At 67.5% G+C, this 13,995-nt stretch carries 13 protein-coding genes; 7 read left to right on the plus strand and 6 right to left on the minus strand.

The genetic code is table 11. The features are described from left to right. The first annotated feature begins 20 nt into the window (after positions 1 to 20). The gene (locus V3596_RS10460) at positions 21 to 926 is read left to right on the plus strand and encodes a sensor domain-containing diguanylate cyclase (RefSeq protein WP_334277664.1); all 906 of its coding nucleotides are present in this window, start codon (positions 21 to 23) and stop codon (positions 924 to 926) included. A 6-nt stretch (positions 927 to 932) separates the two neighbouring features. On the opposite strand, the gene V3596_RS10465 is transcribed toward V3596_RS10460, so the two are convergent. The 5 genes from V3596_RS10465 to V3596_RS10485 all read right to left on the minus strand — a co-directional run bounded on the left by V3596_RS10465 (position 933) and on the right by V3596_RS10485 (position 7,105). Then, complete coding sequence (locus tag V3596_RS10465; protein WP_334277665.1) at positions 933 to 1,400, minus strand: hypothetical protein; 468 nt, start codon at positions 1,398 to 1,400, stop codon at positions 933 to 935. A gap of 64 nt (positions 1,401 to 1,464) precedes the next feature. Beyond that, the gene (locus V3596_RS10470) at positions 1,465 to 3,216 is read right to left on the minus strand and encodes an alkaline phosphatase family protein (protein ID WP_334277666.1); all 1,752 of its coding nucleotides are present in this window, start codon (positions 3,214 to 3,216) and stop codon (positions 1,465 to 1,467) included. Positions 3,217 to 3,294: 78 nt separating this feature from the next. Next, positions 3,295 to 4,530, minus strand: coding sequence for a glycolate oxidase subunit GlcF (gene glcF / locus V3596_RS10475; RefSeq protein ID WP_334277667.1), 1,236 nt, complete (start codon positions 4,528 to 4,530; stop codon positions 3,295 to 3,297). After that, positions 4,530 to 5,609, minus strand: coding sequence for a glycolate oxidase subunit GlcE (glcE, locus tag V3596_RS10480; protein ID WP_334277668.1), 1,080 nt, complete (start codon positions 5,607 to 5,609; stop codon positions 4,530 to 4,532). The genes glcF and glcE overlap by 1 nt, the downstream gene beginning before the upstream one ends. Next, complete coding sequence (locus V3596_RS10485) at positions 5,609 to 7,105, minus strand: FAD-linked oxidase C-terminal domain-containing protein (RefSeq protein ID WP_416383975.1); 1,497 nt, start codon at positions 7,103 to 7,105, stop codon at positions 5,609 to 5,611. Before V3596_RS10485 ends, glcE begins: the two co-directional genes overlap by 1 nt. Before the next feature lie 76 nt (positions 7,106 to 7,181). On the opposite strand from V3596_RS10485, the gene V3596_RS10490 reads away from it, so the two are divergent. Continuing rightward, positions 7,182 to 8,060 (plus strand): hypothetical protein, encoded by an 879-nt coding sequence (locus tag V3596_RS10490; protein ID WP_334277669.1) that lies wholly within the window; start codon positions 7,182 to 7,184, stop codon positions 8,058 to 8,060. Here V3596_RS10490 and V3596_RS10495 read toward each other — a convergent pair whose 3' ends face one another. Beyond that, positions 8,061 to 8,822 (minus strand): IclR family transcriptional regulator, encoded by a 762-nt coding sequence (locus V3596_RS10495; protein WP_334277670.1) that lies wholly within the window; start codon positions 8,820 to 8,822, stop codon positions 8,061 to 8,063. It abuts the gene before it with no gap. 78 nt (positions 8,823 to 8,900) lie between these two features. On the opposite strand from V3596_RS10495, the gene V3596_RS10500 reads away from it, so the two are divergent. The 5 genes from V3596_RS10500 to V3596_RS10520 all read left to right on the plus strand — a co-directional run bounded on the left by V3596_RS10500 (position 8,901) and on the right by V3596_RS10520 (position 13,980). Continuing rightward, positions 8,901 to 9,716: an SDR family oxidoreductase gene (locus tag V3596_RS10500; protein ID WP_334277671.1), complete on the plus strand. Its 816-nt coding sequence runs from the start codon at positions 8,901 to 8,903 to the stop codon at positions 9,714 to 9,716. Next, positions 9,713 to 11,035, plus strand: a complete 1,323-nt coding sequence (locus V3596_RS10505) for a flavin-containing monooxygenase (RefSeq protein ID WP_334277672.1) — start codon at positions 9,713 to 9,715, stop codon at positions 11,033 to 11,035. The genes V3596_RS10500 and V3596_RS10505 overlap by 4 nt, the downstream gene beginning before the upstream one ends. A gap of 2 nt (positions 11,036 to 11,037) precedes the next feature. Then, on the plus strand, positions 11,038 to 11,964 hold the full coding sequence (locus V3596_RS10510; protein ID WP_334277673.1) for a bile acid:sodium symporter family protein: 927 nt from the start codon (positions 11,038 to 11,040) through the stop codon (positions 11,962 to 11,964). Positions 11,965 to 12,118: 154 nt separating this feature from the next. Next, entirely contained in the window at positions 12,119 to 13,087 is a 969-nt protein-coding gene (locus V3596_RS10515; RefSeq protein WP_334277674.1) for an SDR family oxidoreductase, read from the plus strand. Further along, entirely contained in the window at positions 13,084 to 13,980 is an 897-nt protein-coding gene (locus V3596_RS10520) for an EamA family transporter (protein ID WP_334277675.1), read from the plus strand. Before V3596_RS10515 ends, V3596_RS10520 begins: the two co-directional genes overlap by 4 nt. Positions 13,981 to 13,995: the final 15 nt, after the last annotated feature.

The following is a 13,995-nucleotide window of genomic DNA, read 5'->3' on the forward strand; positions in this document are numbered from 1 at the left end:
CAGGAGACCCGCACCGGCCCATGAGCGAAGCCCTACTGCCGCAGACCCTGCTTGCCTCGCATGAGGCCAGCCCCAATCCCGCGGCGCTGTTCGATGCGCAGGATGTGCTGCGCTGGGCCAACAAGGCCTTCTGCGAGGCCTACAAGGTGCAGCCGGATGGGCACTTGACCTGGTCGGACATGATGCGCAGCAACCATGCCAGCGGCCAGGGCGCGGTGATCGAGGCGGACGACATCGAGGCCTGGCTGGCCGCCACCGCCTCGCGCCGCGGCAAGCTGCCGCACCGCGCCTTCGAGGCCGACCTGACCGATGGTCGCTGGATCTGGATGAGCGAGACGGTTCTGCCGGACGGCTGGCTGATGTGCCTGGCCATCGACATCACGCCGCTGCGCCAGGACAGCCGGTCCCTGAGACAGGCCCACGCCAAGGCGCTGCGGGCCTCGCAGACCGATGCGCTGACCGGCCTGGCCAATCGCCGCCAGGGCTTGCAACTGCTGCAGCAGGCGCTGGCTGAGTCTGAAGCCTGGCCGCTGTGCGTCGCGCTGCTGGACCTGGACCATTTCAAGCAGATCAATGACAGCCTGGGCCATGCCGCCGGCGACCAGGTGCTGTGCGACTTTGCCCGCCAGATGCTGGCCAGCACCCGGCGCGAAGACGGCTGCGCCCGCATTGGCGGCGAGGAGTTCCTCTTGATCCTGCCGGCCGCGGCCCTGGGGCAGGCCGGCGTCATCGTCGAGCGGCTGCTGGCCCGCGTGCGCCAGAGCCGGCCGCTGGCCGAGCAACCCGAGTTTGGCTACCGCTGCTCGGCGGGCCTGGTGGAAGCGCAATGGGGCGAAAGTTCCGAGGTCTTGCTGCAGCGGGCCGATGCGGCGCTGTACCGCGCCAAGGCCGCAGGGCGGGACCGGATTGAAAGGGACGCGGGCTGAAGCCGCTCAGCGCTGACTCAGGCGCTCGCGCACCCAGGCTTCGGCCGGCGCCATGGTCTCAAACGCGGCGAACTGCCGGCCATGCTCGGCATAGAGCCTGTCCAGCAAGGGCAGCACAAGGCTGCGGCCCTCGACATCGGGCGCCACGACGTAGGCCACGGCTCTTGGCGCCGACTTGTTGGCGCTCATCTGTGCCAGGAAGTGACCGAAGGCTTCCAGCGCCTCGGGCGAAATCATGATGCTGCGCCTGATTTCCAGGATGTCGGCAAACACCGGCGCCGGCGGCATGGTGGCAAACAGCTCGCGCATGGCCAGGCCGACAGCCTGGAAGGCTTCGCGGTTGAACGGACCCTGGGCCTCGATACGCACGACCTGACCTTCGGTCCAGAACTCGATATGGCCGTGCGGCTTGAAGGCGCCGCTGGCGTAGGCCTTGATATCTCGTTTGCGGGGCTGGGCGGCAGGCTTGCTCACAGGTCGATACTAGGCCGGCCAGCACCTGCACTTCAATGGGGATAGTTCACGCTCCGGCGCTGCCTCAGCGCGGCAATGGCAAGGGCTTTCCCTGGGCTTGGCGCGGCACGCCGACCTTGAGGATGCCGGCCAGCGTGGGCGCGATGTCGGCCACCTCGACCCAGCGGTTCACCGCCCCCTGGCCCACCCAGGCCGGGCCCCAGGCCAGAATGGGCACATGATGGTCGTAGGCGTAGGGCGTGCCATGCGAGCTGCCGGAGGTGCGGGTACTGAACAAGCGCCCTTCCTTCATGATCACCTGTACCGGCGCGGCGCGCTCCGGGTGCCAGGACTTGCGCATCTGCGCCAGGTAGGGCGTGCGCTCGTCATTGCTGCGCAGCTGATCGGGGGTGAAGACAGCCTCGACCTCGGGATGCATCAGCATGATGTCGCGCGCCGCCAGGTAGACCTGGTCTGGCTTCAAGCCACGCTGGGCGATCAGCTTCTCGTCGAACAGCAGGCCCATGGCCGAGGTCTCGGTCACCCACTTGCCCTCGCCGAAGCGCATGGACAGACCCACGTTGGCATGCGCCACCAGGGCCTTGCTGCCAAAGCGCTTGGCATCGCGCCCGAGCGACTTCGCCCACTCCGGCGTGTCGGCAAAGCCGTGGTCGGCCGTCAGCATGGCCATGTAGTTGCCGGCGCCTAGGCGCTGGTCCAGGTACTGGAAGAATGCCTGCAGATCGCGGTCCAGGCGCAGCATGTGGTCATGCGAGAGCTTGGACTCGGGGCCGAAGGCATGGTTGATGTAGTCGTGGCTTGAGAGGCTCACGCTCAGGATGTCGGGATGATCGTCCTGGCCCAGGCCCTCGCCTTCCACGGCTGCGCGCGCGAAGGCCAGCGTCAGCTGGTCGCCATAGGGGGTGGGCAGGATGAGCTTGTAGAAGTCGGGGCCGGGGCCGCTCAGCTGCTGGCCCAGCACGGCGGGCAGGCGGTTGCCATTGACGCTGCCCTCGGCGCTCTGGAAGGGCTGGCCATCGGCGGCCGAGCGTGCATAGGCGTCGCAGGCGTAGATCGGGCCGCCGGCGACCGGCTGGCGCCGCGTGCTGCCGTCATCGCATTTGTCGGGCAGCAAGGGCGCCCAGGTCTGGCCGAACAAGGCGTCGGCCGGCTTGGCCGCATTGAAGGCCTCGACCCACTGCGGATGCTGCGGCATGTAGTACGTGCTCGAGGCGAACTGGCCCGTGCTGCTCATGTACATATATGCCGTGCCTTTGTGGCCGGCCGGCAGGATGGCGCCCCGGTCCTTGCCCGAGATGCCGAGCACCTTGGACAGCGGGTCTGCCGTGCGCAACACGTCGCCCACCGTCTCGGCCTGCAGCATGCGCGGGCTGGTGCCCGCCATCGGGCCGGTCTTGTTGCCGATGTAGTGGTAATCGGTGTCCTGGGTGTTGTAGACGGGCTTGCGGGTCTCGGGGTCCACCCATTCATTGCTGATGATGCCGGTGCGCTGCGGATAGGCGCCGGTCATCATCACCGAATGGCCGGCCGCGGTGACCGTGTGGGCATGGGCGTAATGGGCATCCATGAAGGTGGCACCGCGGTCCAGGAAGCGGCGGAAGCCGTCCGGCGAGAACTGCTCGCGGTTCTCGAGCACCTGGCGCATGGGCAGCCCGTCAATGACGATGAAGACCACCAGCTTGGGCCGGGCCGGCGAAGCAGGAGCGGCAACCGCCTTGGTCGCGGCAGGCTCCAGGATCGGGATCGGGCCCGAGCAGGCAGCCAGCAGGGCTGTGGCAAGCGTCGTCAACAGCAGGAAGGAACGGCGTTGGCTCATGGCGGATGTCTTCACTTCAACTTCACTTCAACACGGGGCAGACGGCGACTTTATACGCCGCATGTAAAGAATGCGGTCTCAGCGCAGCTGGGCATCCAGCAGCTCGACCCAATGCTGCACCGGCACCGCGGTACCGGACTGCAGATGCTGGATGCAGCCGATATTGGCCGAGACGATGGTCTCGGCCTGCAGCGGCGCCAGCGCGGCCAGCTTGCGGTCGCGCAGCTGGCGTGAGAGTTCGGGCTGCAGCACCGAATAGGTACCGGCCGAGCCGCAGCAGAGATGGCTCTCGCAAGCCGCGGTCTCCACCCGGAAACCGAGCTCGCGCATCCCCGCTTCAACGCCGCCGCGCAATTGCTGGCCATGCTGCAAGGTGCACGGCGGGTGATAGGCCACGGTGCCGCCGCTGCGCTTGGCCAGGCGCGACTTCAGCGCCGGCACCAGCGACGGCAGCAGCTCGCTGAGGTCCTTGGTCAACGCGCTGATGCGCGCGGCCTTCTCGGCGTAGTTCGGGTCGTGCTTCAAGGACTGTCCATATTCCTTCACCGTCACGCCACAGCCGGAGGCATTCATGACGATGGCTTCGATGGACGGGTCGGCCTTCAGGACCGGCCACCAGGCGTCGATATTGCGGCGCATGTCGGCCAGGCCACCCTCGTGGTCGCTCAGGTGGCTGCGCACCGCGCCGCAGCAGCCGGCGTCGTCGGCCACCAGCGTCTGCACACCGGCCGCATCGAGCACACGGGCCGTGGCGGAATTGATGTTGGGCATCATCGCGGGCTGCACGCAGCCCAGCAGCATCAGGACCTTGCGCTTGTGCACGCGCGTGGGCCATTGGTGCGCGTGCTTGTCGGGTCGGGCCGGGATCTTGTCCTTCAAGGCGCCAGGCACCAGGGGCCTGAACCATTGGCCGAGCTTCATGGCTGGCGCGAAGGCGCGCGAGGTCAGGCCTTCCTTCAGGAGCCAGCGCTGGCGGCGCTCATCAGCCGGGCGCTCGACCTTGGCTTCGACGATGTTGCGGCCTATCTCCAGCAACTGCCCGTATTGCACGCCCGAGGGACAGGTGGATTCGCAGTTGCGGCAGGTCAGGCAGCGGTCCAGGTGCGCTTGCGTCTTGCGCGTGGGCGTTTCGCCTTCCAGCACCTGCTTCATCAGGTAGATGCGGCCGCGCGGACCGTCGAGCTCATCGCCCAGCAACTGATAGGTCGGGCAGGTGGCGGTGCAGAAGCCGCAGTGCACGCAGCGGCGCAGGATCTCCTCGGCCGTCTTGCCTTCCTGCGTGCCTTGGAATTCGGGGGCGAGCTTGGTTTGCATCAGAAGTCTGGGTAGAGGCGGCCGGGGTTGAACAGCCCCTTGGGATCGAAGGCCAGCTTCAGCTGCTGGTGAATGCGTGCCAGCGGCGGCGACAAGGGCGCAAATACGCCACTGCTCTTGTCTTGCGCGCGGTAGAGCGTGGCATGACCGCCGACTGAACTGGCCGCCTCGCGCATCTGCGCGGGTGGCGCGCTGGTCGTGACCCAGCGCTGGGCACCACCCCATTCGATCAATTGCTCGCCCGGCAGCTTCAGGGCCGGCGCCGTCTGCGGCAAGGACAGACGCCACAGCCGCGCACCGGCGCTCACCGCCCGCTCGGCACCGACGAAGAACTCATCGCGCTGGTCACGCAGGCCTTCCCAGAAAGGCAGGGCCAGGCTGTCGGGAATCAGCTCGCCACCGAGCTTGTGGAAGGCGCTGCGCACGGCACCCTCGGCACCGGCCAGGCGCAGCACCAGGGCGCCATCCCACCAGGCGCTGGCGGTGATCGGCAAAGGCTGGCCGCCCCAGCGATTGAGTTGCTGCAGGGCTTGCGCCTGGTCCATGTCGAAGCGCAGCGTGGCCTGCACGACCGGGCGCGGCAAGACCTTCAAGGACACCTCGGCGATCAGGCCCAGCACGCCCAGCGAACCGGCGAGCAGACGCGAGACGTCATAGCCGGCCACGTTCTTCATCACCGTGCCACCGAAGTTCATCAGCTCGCCCTTGCCATTCAGCAGCGTGGCGCCGAGCACATGGTCGCGCGCGCCGCCGGCATTGGCCCGTGCGGGGCCGGCCAGGCCGGAGGCGACCATGCCGCCCACCGTGCCTTCACCGTTGATGCGGGGCGGCTCGAAGGCGAGGTGCTGGCCTTGCGCCGCCAGCACCTTCTCCAGCTCGCTGATCGGCGTGCCGGCCTGCACCGTCACCACCAGCTCGCTCGGCTCGTAGCTGCTGATGCCGCTCAAGCCTGCCGTGCTCAAGACTTCGCCGCGCGGCTCACCGCCATAGAAGCGCTTGCTGCCGTGACCACGAACCTCGAATGGCGCCGTGGCTGCGCGGATCTGCTCCTGCAAGTCTTTCAACAGCCGCGACGTCATCAAAAGCGCTCCAGTTCCGGGAAGGCCAGCAAGCCCCGCTTCACGTGCATGCGGCCGTATTCGGCGCAGCGCTGCAGCGTCGGAATCACCTTGCCGGGGTTGAGACCCTCGGTCGGATCGAACGCGCGTTTCACGGCCATCATCTGCGCGCGCTCTTCGGCCGAGAACTGCACGCACATGGAGTTCAGCTTCTCGATGCCCACGCCATGCTCGCCGGTGACCGTGCCGCCCATGGCCACGCTGGCCTCGAGGATCTCGGCGCCGAACTGCTCGCAGCGGTGGAGCTGGTCCGGGTCGTTGGCGTCGAACAGGATCAAGGGGTGCAGATTGCCGTCGCCGGCATGGAAGACATTCGCGCAGCGCAGGCCGTACTTCTCTTCCATCTGCTGGATGGCCAGCAGGATGTCGGCCAGGCGCTTGCGCGGAATGGTCGAGTCCATGCACATGTAGTCGGGGCTGATGCGGCCCGAGGCCGGGAAGGCGTTCTTGCGGCCGCTCCAGAATTTCAGGCGCTGGGCCTCGTTCTCGCTGACCGAAATCTGCGTGGCGCCACTTGCGCGCAGCACGGCGCTCATGTGCTCGATCTCTTCGGCCACCTCTTCCGGCGTGCCATCGCTTTCGCACAGCAGGATGGCCTCGGCCGTCAGGTCGTAGCCGGCGTGGACGAAGTCTTCGACCGCCGCGGTCATCGGCTTGTCCATCATCTCCAGGCCAGCCGGAATGATGCCAGCCGCAATGATGGCCGCCACCGCCTCGCCGGCCTTGCGGATGTCGTCGAAGCTGGCCATGATGCAGCGCGCCAGCTGCGGCTTGGGCGTGAGCTTGACCGTCACCTCGGTGATCACCGCCAGCATGCCTTCGCTGCCGACGATCAGGCTCAGCAAGTCCAGGCCGGCGGCATCGAGCGCCTCGGAGCCGAACTCGACCGGCTCGCCCTCGACCGTCAGGCCGCGCACCTTCAAGACGTTGTGCAGCGTGAGGCCGTACTTGAGGCAATGCACGCCACCGGAGTTCTCGGCCACATTGCCGCCAATCGTGCAGGCGATCTGGCTGCTGGGGTCGGGCGCGTAGTACAGGCCATGCGGCGCGACTGCTTCAGAGATGGCGAGGTTGCGCACGCCGCATTGCACGCGAGCCGTGCGGGCCAGCGGATCGACGGCGATGATCTTGTTGAACTTGGCCAGGGCCAGCGTGAGGCCCTGCTCATGCGGCAAGGCGCCGCCCGACAGGCCGGTACCGGCACCGCGCGCAACGACCGGGATCTGCAAGTCATGGCAGACCTTCAGGACCGCGCCCGCCTGCTGTTCGTTCTCGGGCAGCGCCACGGCCAGCGGCCGCGTGCGATAGGCGGTCAGGCCATCGCATTCATAGGGCGTGGTGTCTTCCGACTGCCACAAGAGCGCATGCGCAGGCAGCACATCCAGCAACGCGTCGACAAGCCTCGCCTGGGCTTGGCGGCGTAGCGTGGCATGCGGAGCTTCAGAGGCGTTTGACAACAGGCTTCTCCAGCGACAAGCCGTGACTGTAGCGGCTTCGATGCGCTCTAATGCGGCCAAGCCATTCCCCCTGATCGTGAAGCCATTCCGCGCCCTTTTCGCCGCGCTGCTCGCCTGCAGCGTCAGCATCACCGCGTCGGCGGCCGAACTGCTGTTGACCTTGCGATCGCCGGAAAGCCCCACGGACAAGCGGCAGATCTACATCAATGCTGCGCTGCGGCTGGCGCTCGACAAGACCTTGGCCAGCCATGGCCCCTACAAGCTCCTGAGTTCGCCGCCAATGAACAAGCAGCGCGCGCTGCTCAGTGCGCGGCAGAAGACCCATCCCAATCTGATGATCATGACTGGCGCCAGCGAGGCCCATGAGACGGGCCTGCTCGCGCCCGTGCGCTTCCCGCTGATGCTGGGGGCCACCGGCTACCGCGTCTGTTTCGTGTCGCCGCAGTCGCAGCAGGCGGTCGCCCAGGCCAGCACGCTGGACGAATTGCGCAACAAGTTCAGCATCCTGCAAGGGCTGGGCTGGTCCGATGTGCCGGTGCTGCGCGACAACGGCTTCCATGTCATCGAGGGCGCCGGCTACGAGGCCCTGTTCCGCATGGTGGCCCGAGGCCGCGCCGACTTGTTCTGCCGCAGCGTGCTGGAGGTGCAGGCCGAAGCCCAGGCGCAAGCCCAGCCCGGCCTGTTGCTGGACCGCAGCTTCGCGCTGGTCTACGACATGCCGCAGTTCATCTACACGCACCGCGACAACACGGCGGTGATCGAGCGCCTCACCCTGGGCCTGCAGCAGGCCCATGCCGATGGTTCGCTGCAAGCCTTGATGCGCAAGCATCTCCTGCCCTCGCTGCAATTGGTGGAGCTGTCCAAGCGACGCATCCATCATCTGCGGACTGCGCCGCCGCCAGACATCGATTTCGAATACCGCAGCTACAGCCTGGACCTGCTCAAGGAACGCTGATCACAGGCTGCGCGCGAGCGCCGCAGCCGCCTCACGCAAGCGCCCGACCAAGCCCAGCGCCTCGCTCAAGGGAAGGCGCGCGCTCGGTGCCTGCAAGGCCACGGCGCAGCGAGCCGGGCTCGTGGACGCGGCGCCGCTTTCGCGCACCGGCACGGCCACGCAGTTGAGCCCTTCGACGAACTCCTGGTCGTCCACCGAATAGCCTTGCCGGCGGATGCGGACCAGCTCCGCCTCCAGTTGCTCGCGGCTGTGCAGGGTCGTGGCGGTGTGGCGCGTGAGATTCAAGCCCTCGAGCAACTGCTGCCGCTGCCGCGCCGGCGCAAAGGCCAGGAACAGCTTGCCGCTGGCCGAGCAATGCAGGGGCACGCGCGTGCCGGGCTTGAGCTCCAGGCGCAGCGGGAACGCGGTTTCGACGCGATCGAGATAGATCACCTCCGCGCCCGACAGTGCCGTGAGATTGCAGCTTTCGCCAATGTCGGCCACCAGCGCGCGCAGCACCGCGTGGCGCACGCCGGCCTGGGCACTGCCCGACAGAGTCGCCTCGGCCAGCGCGCGCGCGCGGCCGGCCAGCGCATAGCGGCGGCCATCGGGCTCGCGCTGCAGCCAATTGCCCGCCTCCAACTGCTGCAGCATGCGGTGCAGGGTGGGCTTGGGCCAGGGCGATTGCGGCAGCAGCTCCGAAAGGCTTTGCGGCACGCCCGCGCGAGCCAGCAATTCCAGCAGGTCGAGCAGGCGCAGGCCCGGGGTGGCGTCTTCAGGCATGCTTGTCAAATCTCGGATTCCGGGACGAATCAATAAAACAATCCGAGACGATTCTCGCCGCTGGCTAAGCTCGCGGCCATGTTCAGCAATGCCATCGTCACCGGCGCCTGCGGCGGCCTGGGCCAGGCCCTGGCGCGCCAGTTGCTCGCGTCCGGCGCGGCCGTGGCCCTGGTCGGCCTGAACCGGGAGCGCCTCCAGGCCCTGCAAGACCTGGCTCCGGCTCGCAGCCGCATCTACACGCCCGACGTCAGCGATGGCGCGGCCATGCAGGCCATGGCGGATGACTGGACGAGTCATCACGGCACACCCGACCTGGTGATCGCCAACGCCGGCGTGGCAGGCGGCTTCGATGGCGCCCGCGCCGAAGACCTGGCCGTGCTGCGCCGCATGCTGGAGATCAATCTGCTGGGCGTGGCCACCACCTTCCAGCCCTTTGTCGCGCCATTGCAGGCGGCCGGCCGCGGCACGCTGGTGGGCATTGCCAGCCTCGCCGGCCGGCGCGGACTGCCGGGCAATGGCGCCTATTGCGCCAGCAAGGCCGGCCTGATCGTCTATCTGCAAAGCCTGCGCGCCGACCTACGCGCCAGCGGCCTGCAGGTGACGACCGTCAGCCCCGGCTACCTGCGCACCTCGCTGACGGCGGGCAACCGCTTCGCCATGCCGGGTTTGCTGGAGCCCGAAGTGGCAGCCGCCCGCATCCTGGCCGGCCTCACGCGCGGCCACGAAGACATCGTGCTGCCGCGGCGCCTGGGCTGGCTTTCCAGCGCCCTGGCCCTGCTGCCCGAGCAGCTGCATGAGCGCATCCTCCTGAAGCAGCCGCGCAAGCCACGCGTGGGCGAAGCCGGCGCCACCGAGATCCCTGGCCTGAACAAGAACCAAGAGACAAGACAATGAGCGAACAAGACACCCGCCAGCAAGTCGCCCTGATCGGCGCCGGCCCCTCGGGCCTGGCCGCCGCGCGCAATCTGCAAAAGGCCGGACTTCCTTTCCAGGGCTTCGAGGCCTACAGCGATGTGGGCGGGCTGTGGAACATCGCCAACCCGCGCAGCACGGTCTACGAGTCGGCTCACCTGATCTCGAGCAAGCGCATGACCGAGTTCAGCGAGTTCCCCATGGACGACTCGGTGGCCGACTATCCCAGCCACAAGGAACTGCAGCGCTACTTCGCCGCCTTTGCCGACAAGTTCGGCCTGCGCCAGCACTATCGCTTCAGCACGCGGGTGCAGCGCGTGGAGCCGGTGGGCAACGGCCCGGCGCCGCTGTGGCGCGTCAGCTGGCTCGATGCTGCAGGCGGCGAGCACAGCGCCGAGTTCAAGGCCGTGGTCATTGCCAATGGCACGCTGGCCGAGCCCAATATGCCGCGCTTCGAAGGCAACTTCACGGGCGAGCTGCATCACACCAGCGCCTACAAGAGCGCGGAGATGTTCAAGGACAAGCGGGTGCTGATCATCGGCGCTGGCAACTCGGGCTGCGACATCGCGGTGGATGCGGTGCACTACGCAAAGAGCGTGGACATCTCGGTGCGCCGCGGCTATTACTTCGTGCCCAAGTATGTGTTCGGCAAACCGGCCGACACCATAGGCGGCAAGATCACGCTGCCGCCCTGGCTGAAGCAGAGAATTGACAGCCGCATCCTGCAATGGTTCACCGGCGACCCGGTGCGCTTCGGCTTCCCCAAGCCCGAGTACAGGATGTACGAGTCGCACCCCGTGGTGAACTCCCTGATCCTGCATCACATCGGCCATGGCGACGTGAAGGTGCGGCCCGACATCGCGCGCTTCGAGGGCCAGACCGTGCACTTCAAGGACGGCAGCTCGCGCGACTACGACCTGGTGCTGGCGGCCACCGGCTATCAGCTGCACTACCCCTTCATCAGCCGCGAGCTCTTGAACTGGCAGGGCATGGCGCCGCAGCTCTACCTGAACATCTTTGCGCCGCGCTTCACCAACCTCGCGGTCATCGGCATGGTCGAGGCCAGCGGCCTGGGATGGCAGGGCCGCTACGAGCAGGCCGAGCTGGTGGCGCGCTTCCTGAAGGCCCAGGCCAGCGAGCCGGCCAAGGCCGCCGGCTTCGCCGCCAAGCTCACGGGCCCGGCGCCCGACCTCAGCGGCGGCTACCGCTACCTCAAGCTCGAGCGCATGGCCTACTACGTCAACAAGGACGTCTACCGCCGCACCGTGCGTGCCGAAGCTGCCGCCCTCGCAGGAGCCTGAAGATGATCCCTGTCGACGAGGTCCGCCTCAACTTCAACCCCGCGTCGCTGCAATTGCTCAACGGCGTGCTGGCCTTCCTGATGTTTGGCATCGCGCTGGACACCCGGGTCGAGGACTTCAAGCGCGTAGCGCGCATGCCCATCGCGATGGCGGTAGCAATTGCAGCGCAGTTCCTCCTGCTGCCGGCCATCACCTATGTCTTGACGCTCGTGCTGCAGCCGGCACCCAGCATCGCGCTGGGCATGATCCTGGTGGCCTGCTGCCCGCCGGGGAACATCTCCAACATCATCACGCACCGGGCTGGCGGCAATGTGGCGCTGTCGGTGTCGATGACCGCCGTGTCGAACGCGCTCGCCATCGTGCTGATGCCGCTCAATGTCGCCTTCTGGGGCGGCATGCATCCGACGGCCGCGCCGCTCCTGCGCAGCATCGCGCTGGACCCGCTCGAGATGGGCCTGCACATCGTCATCATCATCGGCCTGCCCTTTGTGCTGGGCATGGCCTGCGCCAAGCTGTTTGCGGCCTTCACCGACAAGGTCAAGAAGCCGGCGCGCATCCTGAGCTTTGTCTTCCTCGTGCTCTTCATCGTTGCGGCGATTGCCGGCAACTGGCGCTACTTCCTCGAGTACCTCGGCCTGGTGATGGGTGCCGTGATCCTGCATGACGCTCTGGCCTATGGCCTGGGCTATGGCTGCGCGGCGCTGGCAGGCCTGGCGGAGTACGAGCGGCGGGCCATGTCCGTCGAGGTGGGAATCCGCAATGCGGGCCTCGGCCTGGTCTTGATCTTCAGCTTCTTCGGTGGCCTCGGCGGCATGGCCGTGGTGGCCGGCGCCTGGGGCTTCCTCGACATCATCATCGGCATGGGGCTGGCGGCCTGGTGGGCAAACCGGCCAGCCGCAAGAACACGCTTCAAGGGCGACTCAATATGAGGCCCCTCGTCCAAGGCGTACCTTGGCCGGTCCCCCGAGGGGACGGCGATTCTTGCTGGCTTGACCAGCAAGCTCTCGCCCAATGCGGGCCGGCTTGGGAGCGGCCCGGCGCTCGGCCCGCAGCAATACCAAGGCGGGACGCGGAGCGACTGGCATGAGGATACTGATCACGGGCGCGGACGGCTTTCTCGGCCGCTCGCTGCTGAAGCTGCTGGCCGAAGCCGGCGACTGCGAACTGCTGCTGGCGCAGGACGTGCGCGAAGTGCCGACTGAGCGCCGCCTGGCCGGCGTCGTCTACGAAAAGCAGGATGTGCGCGATGCCAGCCTCGTGCATGCGCTGCAGCTGCACCGCATCGACACCGTCGTCCATCTCGCCTCCATCGTCACGCCGGGCCGCGGCTCCAGCCGCGAGCTGGAATATTCGGTCGACGTGCTGGGCAGCAAGAACGTCCTGCAGGCCTGCGTGGCCGCCGGCGTTCGGCACCTGCTGGTGAGCAGCAGCGGCGCGGCCTACGGCTATCACGCCGACAACCCGGACTGGATCAGCGAAGAGCAGGCGCTGCGCGGCAACGAGAGCTTTGCCTACTCGCACCACAAGCGCCTGGTCGAGGAGATGCTGGCCGACTACCGCGTGCGGCACCCCGAGCTGAAGCAGACGGTGTTCCGCATCGGCACCATCCTCGGCGAGCGGGTCGACAACCAGATCACCGCGCTGTTCGAAAAGAAGCGCCTGTTGGCGATACGCGGCAGCGCCAGCCCCTTCGTCTTCATCTGGGATGAAGACGTCTGCGCGGCCTTTGCTCATGCGCTGCGCACCGGCCAGGCGGGCCTCTTCAATGTGGCCGGCGATGGCGCGCTGCCGCTGCGCGAGATCGCGGCGCGGCTGGGCAAGCCGGTGCTGGACCTGCCGGCCGGGCTGCTGCAGTTCGCGCTGGCCGTGGGATCGAAGCTGGGCATCAGCCGCTATGGGCCCGAGCAACTGGACTTCCTGCGCTTTCGACCCGTGCTCCTGAACAAGCGCTTGAAGGAAGAGCTGGGCTTCGTGCCAGGAAAGAGCAGCGCTGAAGCGTTCGAGGCCTTCGTCGCCGCCCGTGCCGCGCAGGGCCGGAAGATCAGCCGATGAGCACGACGACGCTGTCTCGCGGCGACGCCGTGCGCATCGCCGCCGTCGTCGTGATCTGGGGTCTCAACTTCGTCGTGATGAAGCTGGGCCTGCAGGGGCTCTCGCCGATGCTGCTGGGCGCCCTGCGCTTCTGCGTGGCGGCCTCCGCCCTGCTCGTGATCTGGCGCGCGCCACCCCTGCCCTGGCGCTATCTGCTGGCCTACGGCCTGGCACAAGGCGTGGGCCAGTTCGGCCTTCTGTTCACCGGGCTGCAACTCGGCATGACGGCCGGCATGGCCTCGGTGGTGATGCAGACGCAGGCCTTCTTCACCCTGCTGCTCGCAGCCCCGCTGCTGGGGGAGCCGACGCACCGCTCGCAATGGGCCGGCCTCACGGTGGCCTTGGCCGGCCTGATCGCGATTGCCGCCGCCCATGGCGAAGGCCCCGGGCAAATGACGCTGATCGGCTTCCTGCTGACCCTGGGTGCAGCCTTCATGTGGGCCGTGTCCAACCTGGTCGGTCGCGTCGCGGCGAAGCAAGGCGACTACGACCCGGTGTCCTTCATCGCCTGGAGCAGTCTGGTGCCCATAGCTCCCTTCTTCGCGATGGCACTCTGGCAGCAGGGCCACGACGCCATCCGCGAGCAGATCCATGCCATGGATCTGAAGGCCTGTGCCGCCGTGCTCTACCTCGGCCTGCTGGCAACACTGCTGGCCTACAGCCTCTGGACCCGCTTGCTCAAGCGCCATGCGGCCAGCAAGGTCGTGCCCTGGTCGCTGCTGGTGCCGGTGGTGGGCCTGCTCGCTGCGGCCGCCGCCTTCAGCGAATGGCCGAGCCCCCTGCAGTGGGCCGGCACGGCGGCGGTGCTGCTGGGCCTGGGCATCAATCAGGGGACGTGGCGGCGTGGCCGCTGAAGCCCGCAAGGTCTA

The organism is Roseateles microcysteis (assembly GCF_036880965.1).
Classification (GTDB): Bacteria; Pseudomonadota; Gammaproteobacteria; order Burkholderiales; family Burkholderiaceae_C; genus JAUASW01.

Bases quoted from the DNA above. Each gene is read 5' to 3' on its own strand.
- V3596_RS10460 (WP_334277664.1), top strand. From the start codon at position 21: ATGAGCGAAGCCCTACTGCCGCAGACCCTGCTTGCCTCGCATGAGGCC.
- V3596_RS10470 (WP_334277666.1), bottom strand. From the start codon at position 3,216: ATGAGCCAACGCCGTTCCTTCCTGCTGTTGACGACGCTTGCCACAGCC.
- glcF (WP_334277667.1), bottom strand. From the start codon at position 4,530: ATGCAAACCAAGCTCGCCCCCGAATTCCAAGGCACGCAGGAAGGCAAG.
- glcE (WP_334277668.1), bottom strand. From the start codon at position 5,609: ATGACGTCGCGGCTGTTGAAAGACTTGCAGGAGCAGATCCGCGCAGCC.
- V3596_RS10495 (WP_334277670.1), bottom strand. From the start codon at position 8,822: ATGCCTGAAGACGCCACCCCGGGCCTGCGCCTGCTCGACCTGCTGGAA.
- V3596_RS10500 (WP_334277671.1), top strand. From the start codon at position 8,901: ATGTTCAGCAATGCCATCGTCACCGGCGCCTGCGGCGGCCTGGGCCAG.
- V3596_RS10505 (WP_334277672.1), top strand. From the start codon at position 9,713: ATGAGCGAACAAGACACCCGCCAGCAAGTCGCCCTGATCGGCGCCGGC.
- V3596_RS10510 (WP_334277673.1), top strand. From the start codon at position 11,038: ATGATCCCTGTCGACGAGGTCCGCCTCAACTTCAACCCCGCGTCGCTG.
- V3596_RS10515 (WP_334277674.1), top strand. From the start codon at position 12,119: ATGAGGATACTGATCACGGGCGCGGACGGCTTTCTCGGCCGCTCGCTG.
- V3596_RS10520 (WP_334277675.1), top strand. From the start codon at position 13,084: ATGAGCACGACGACGCTGTCTCGCGGCGACGCCGTGCGCATCGCCGCC.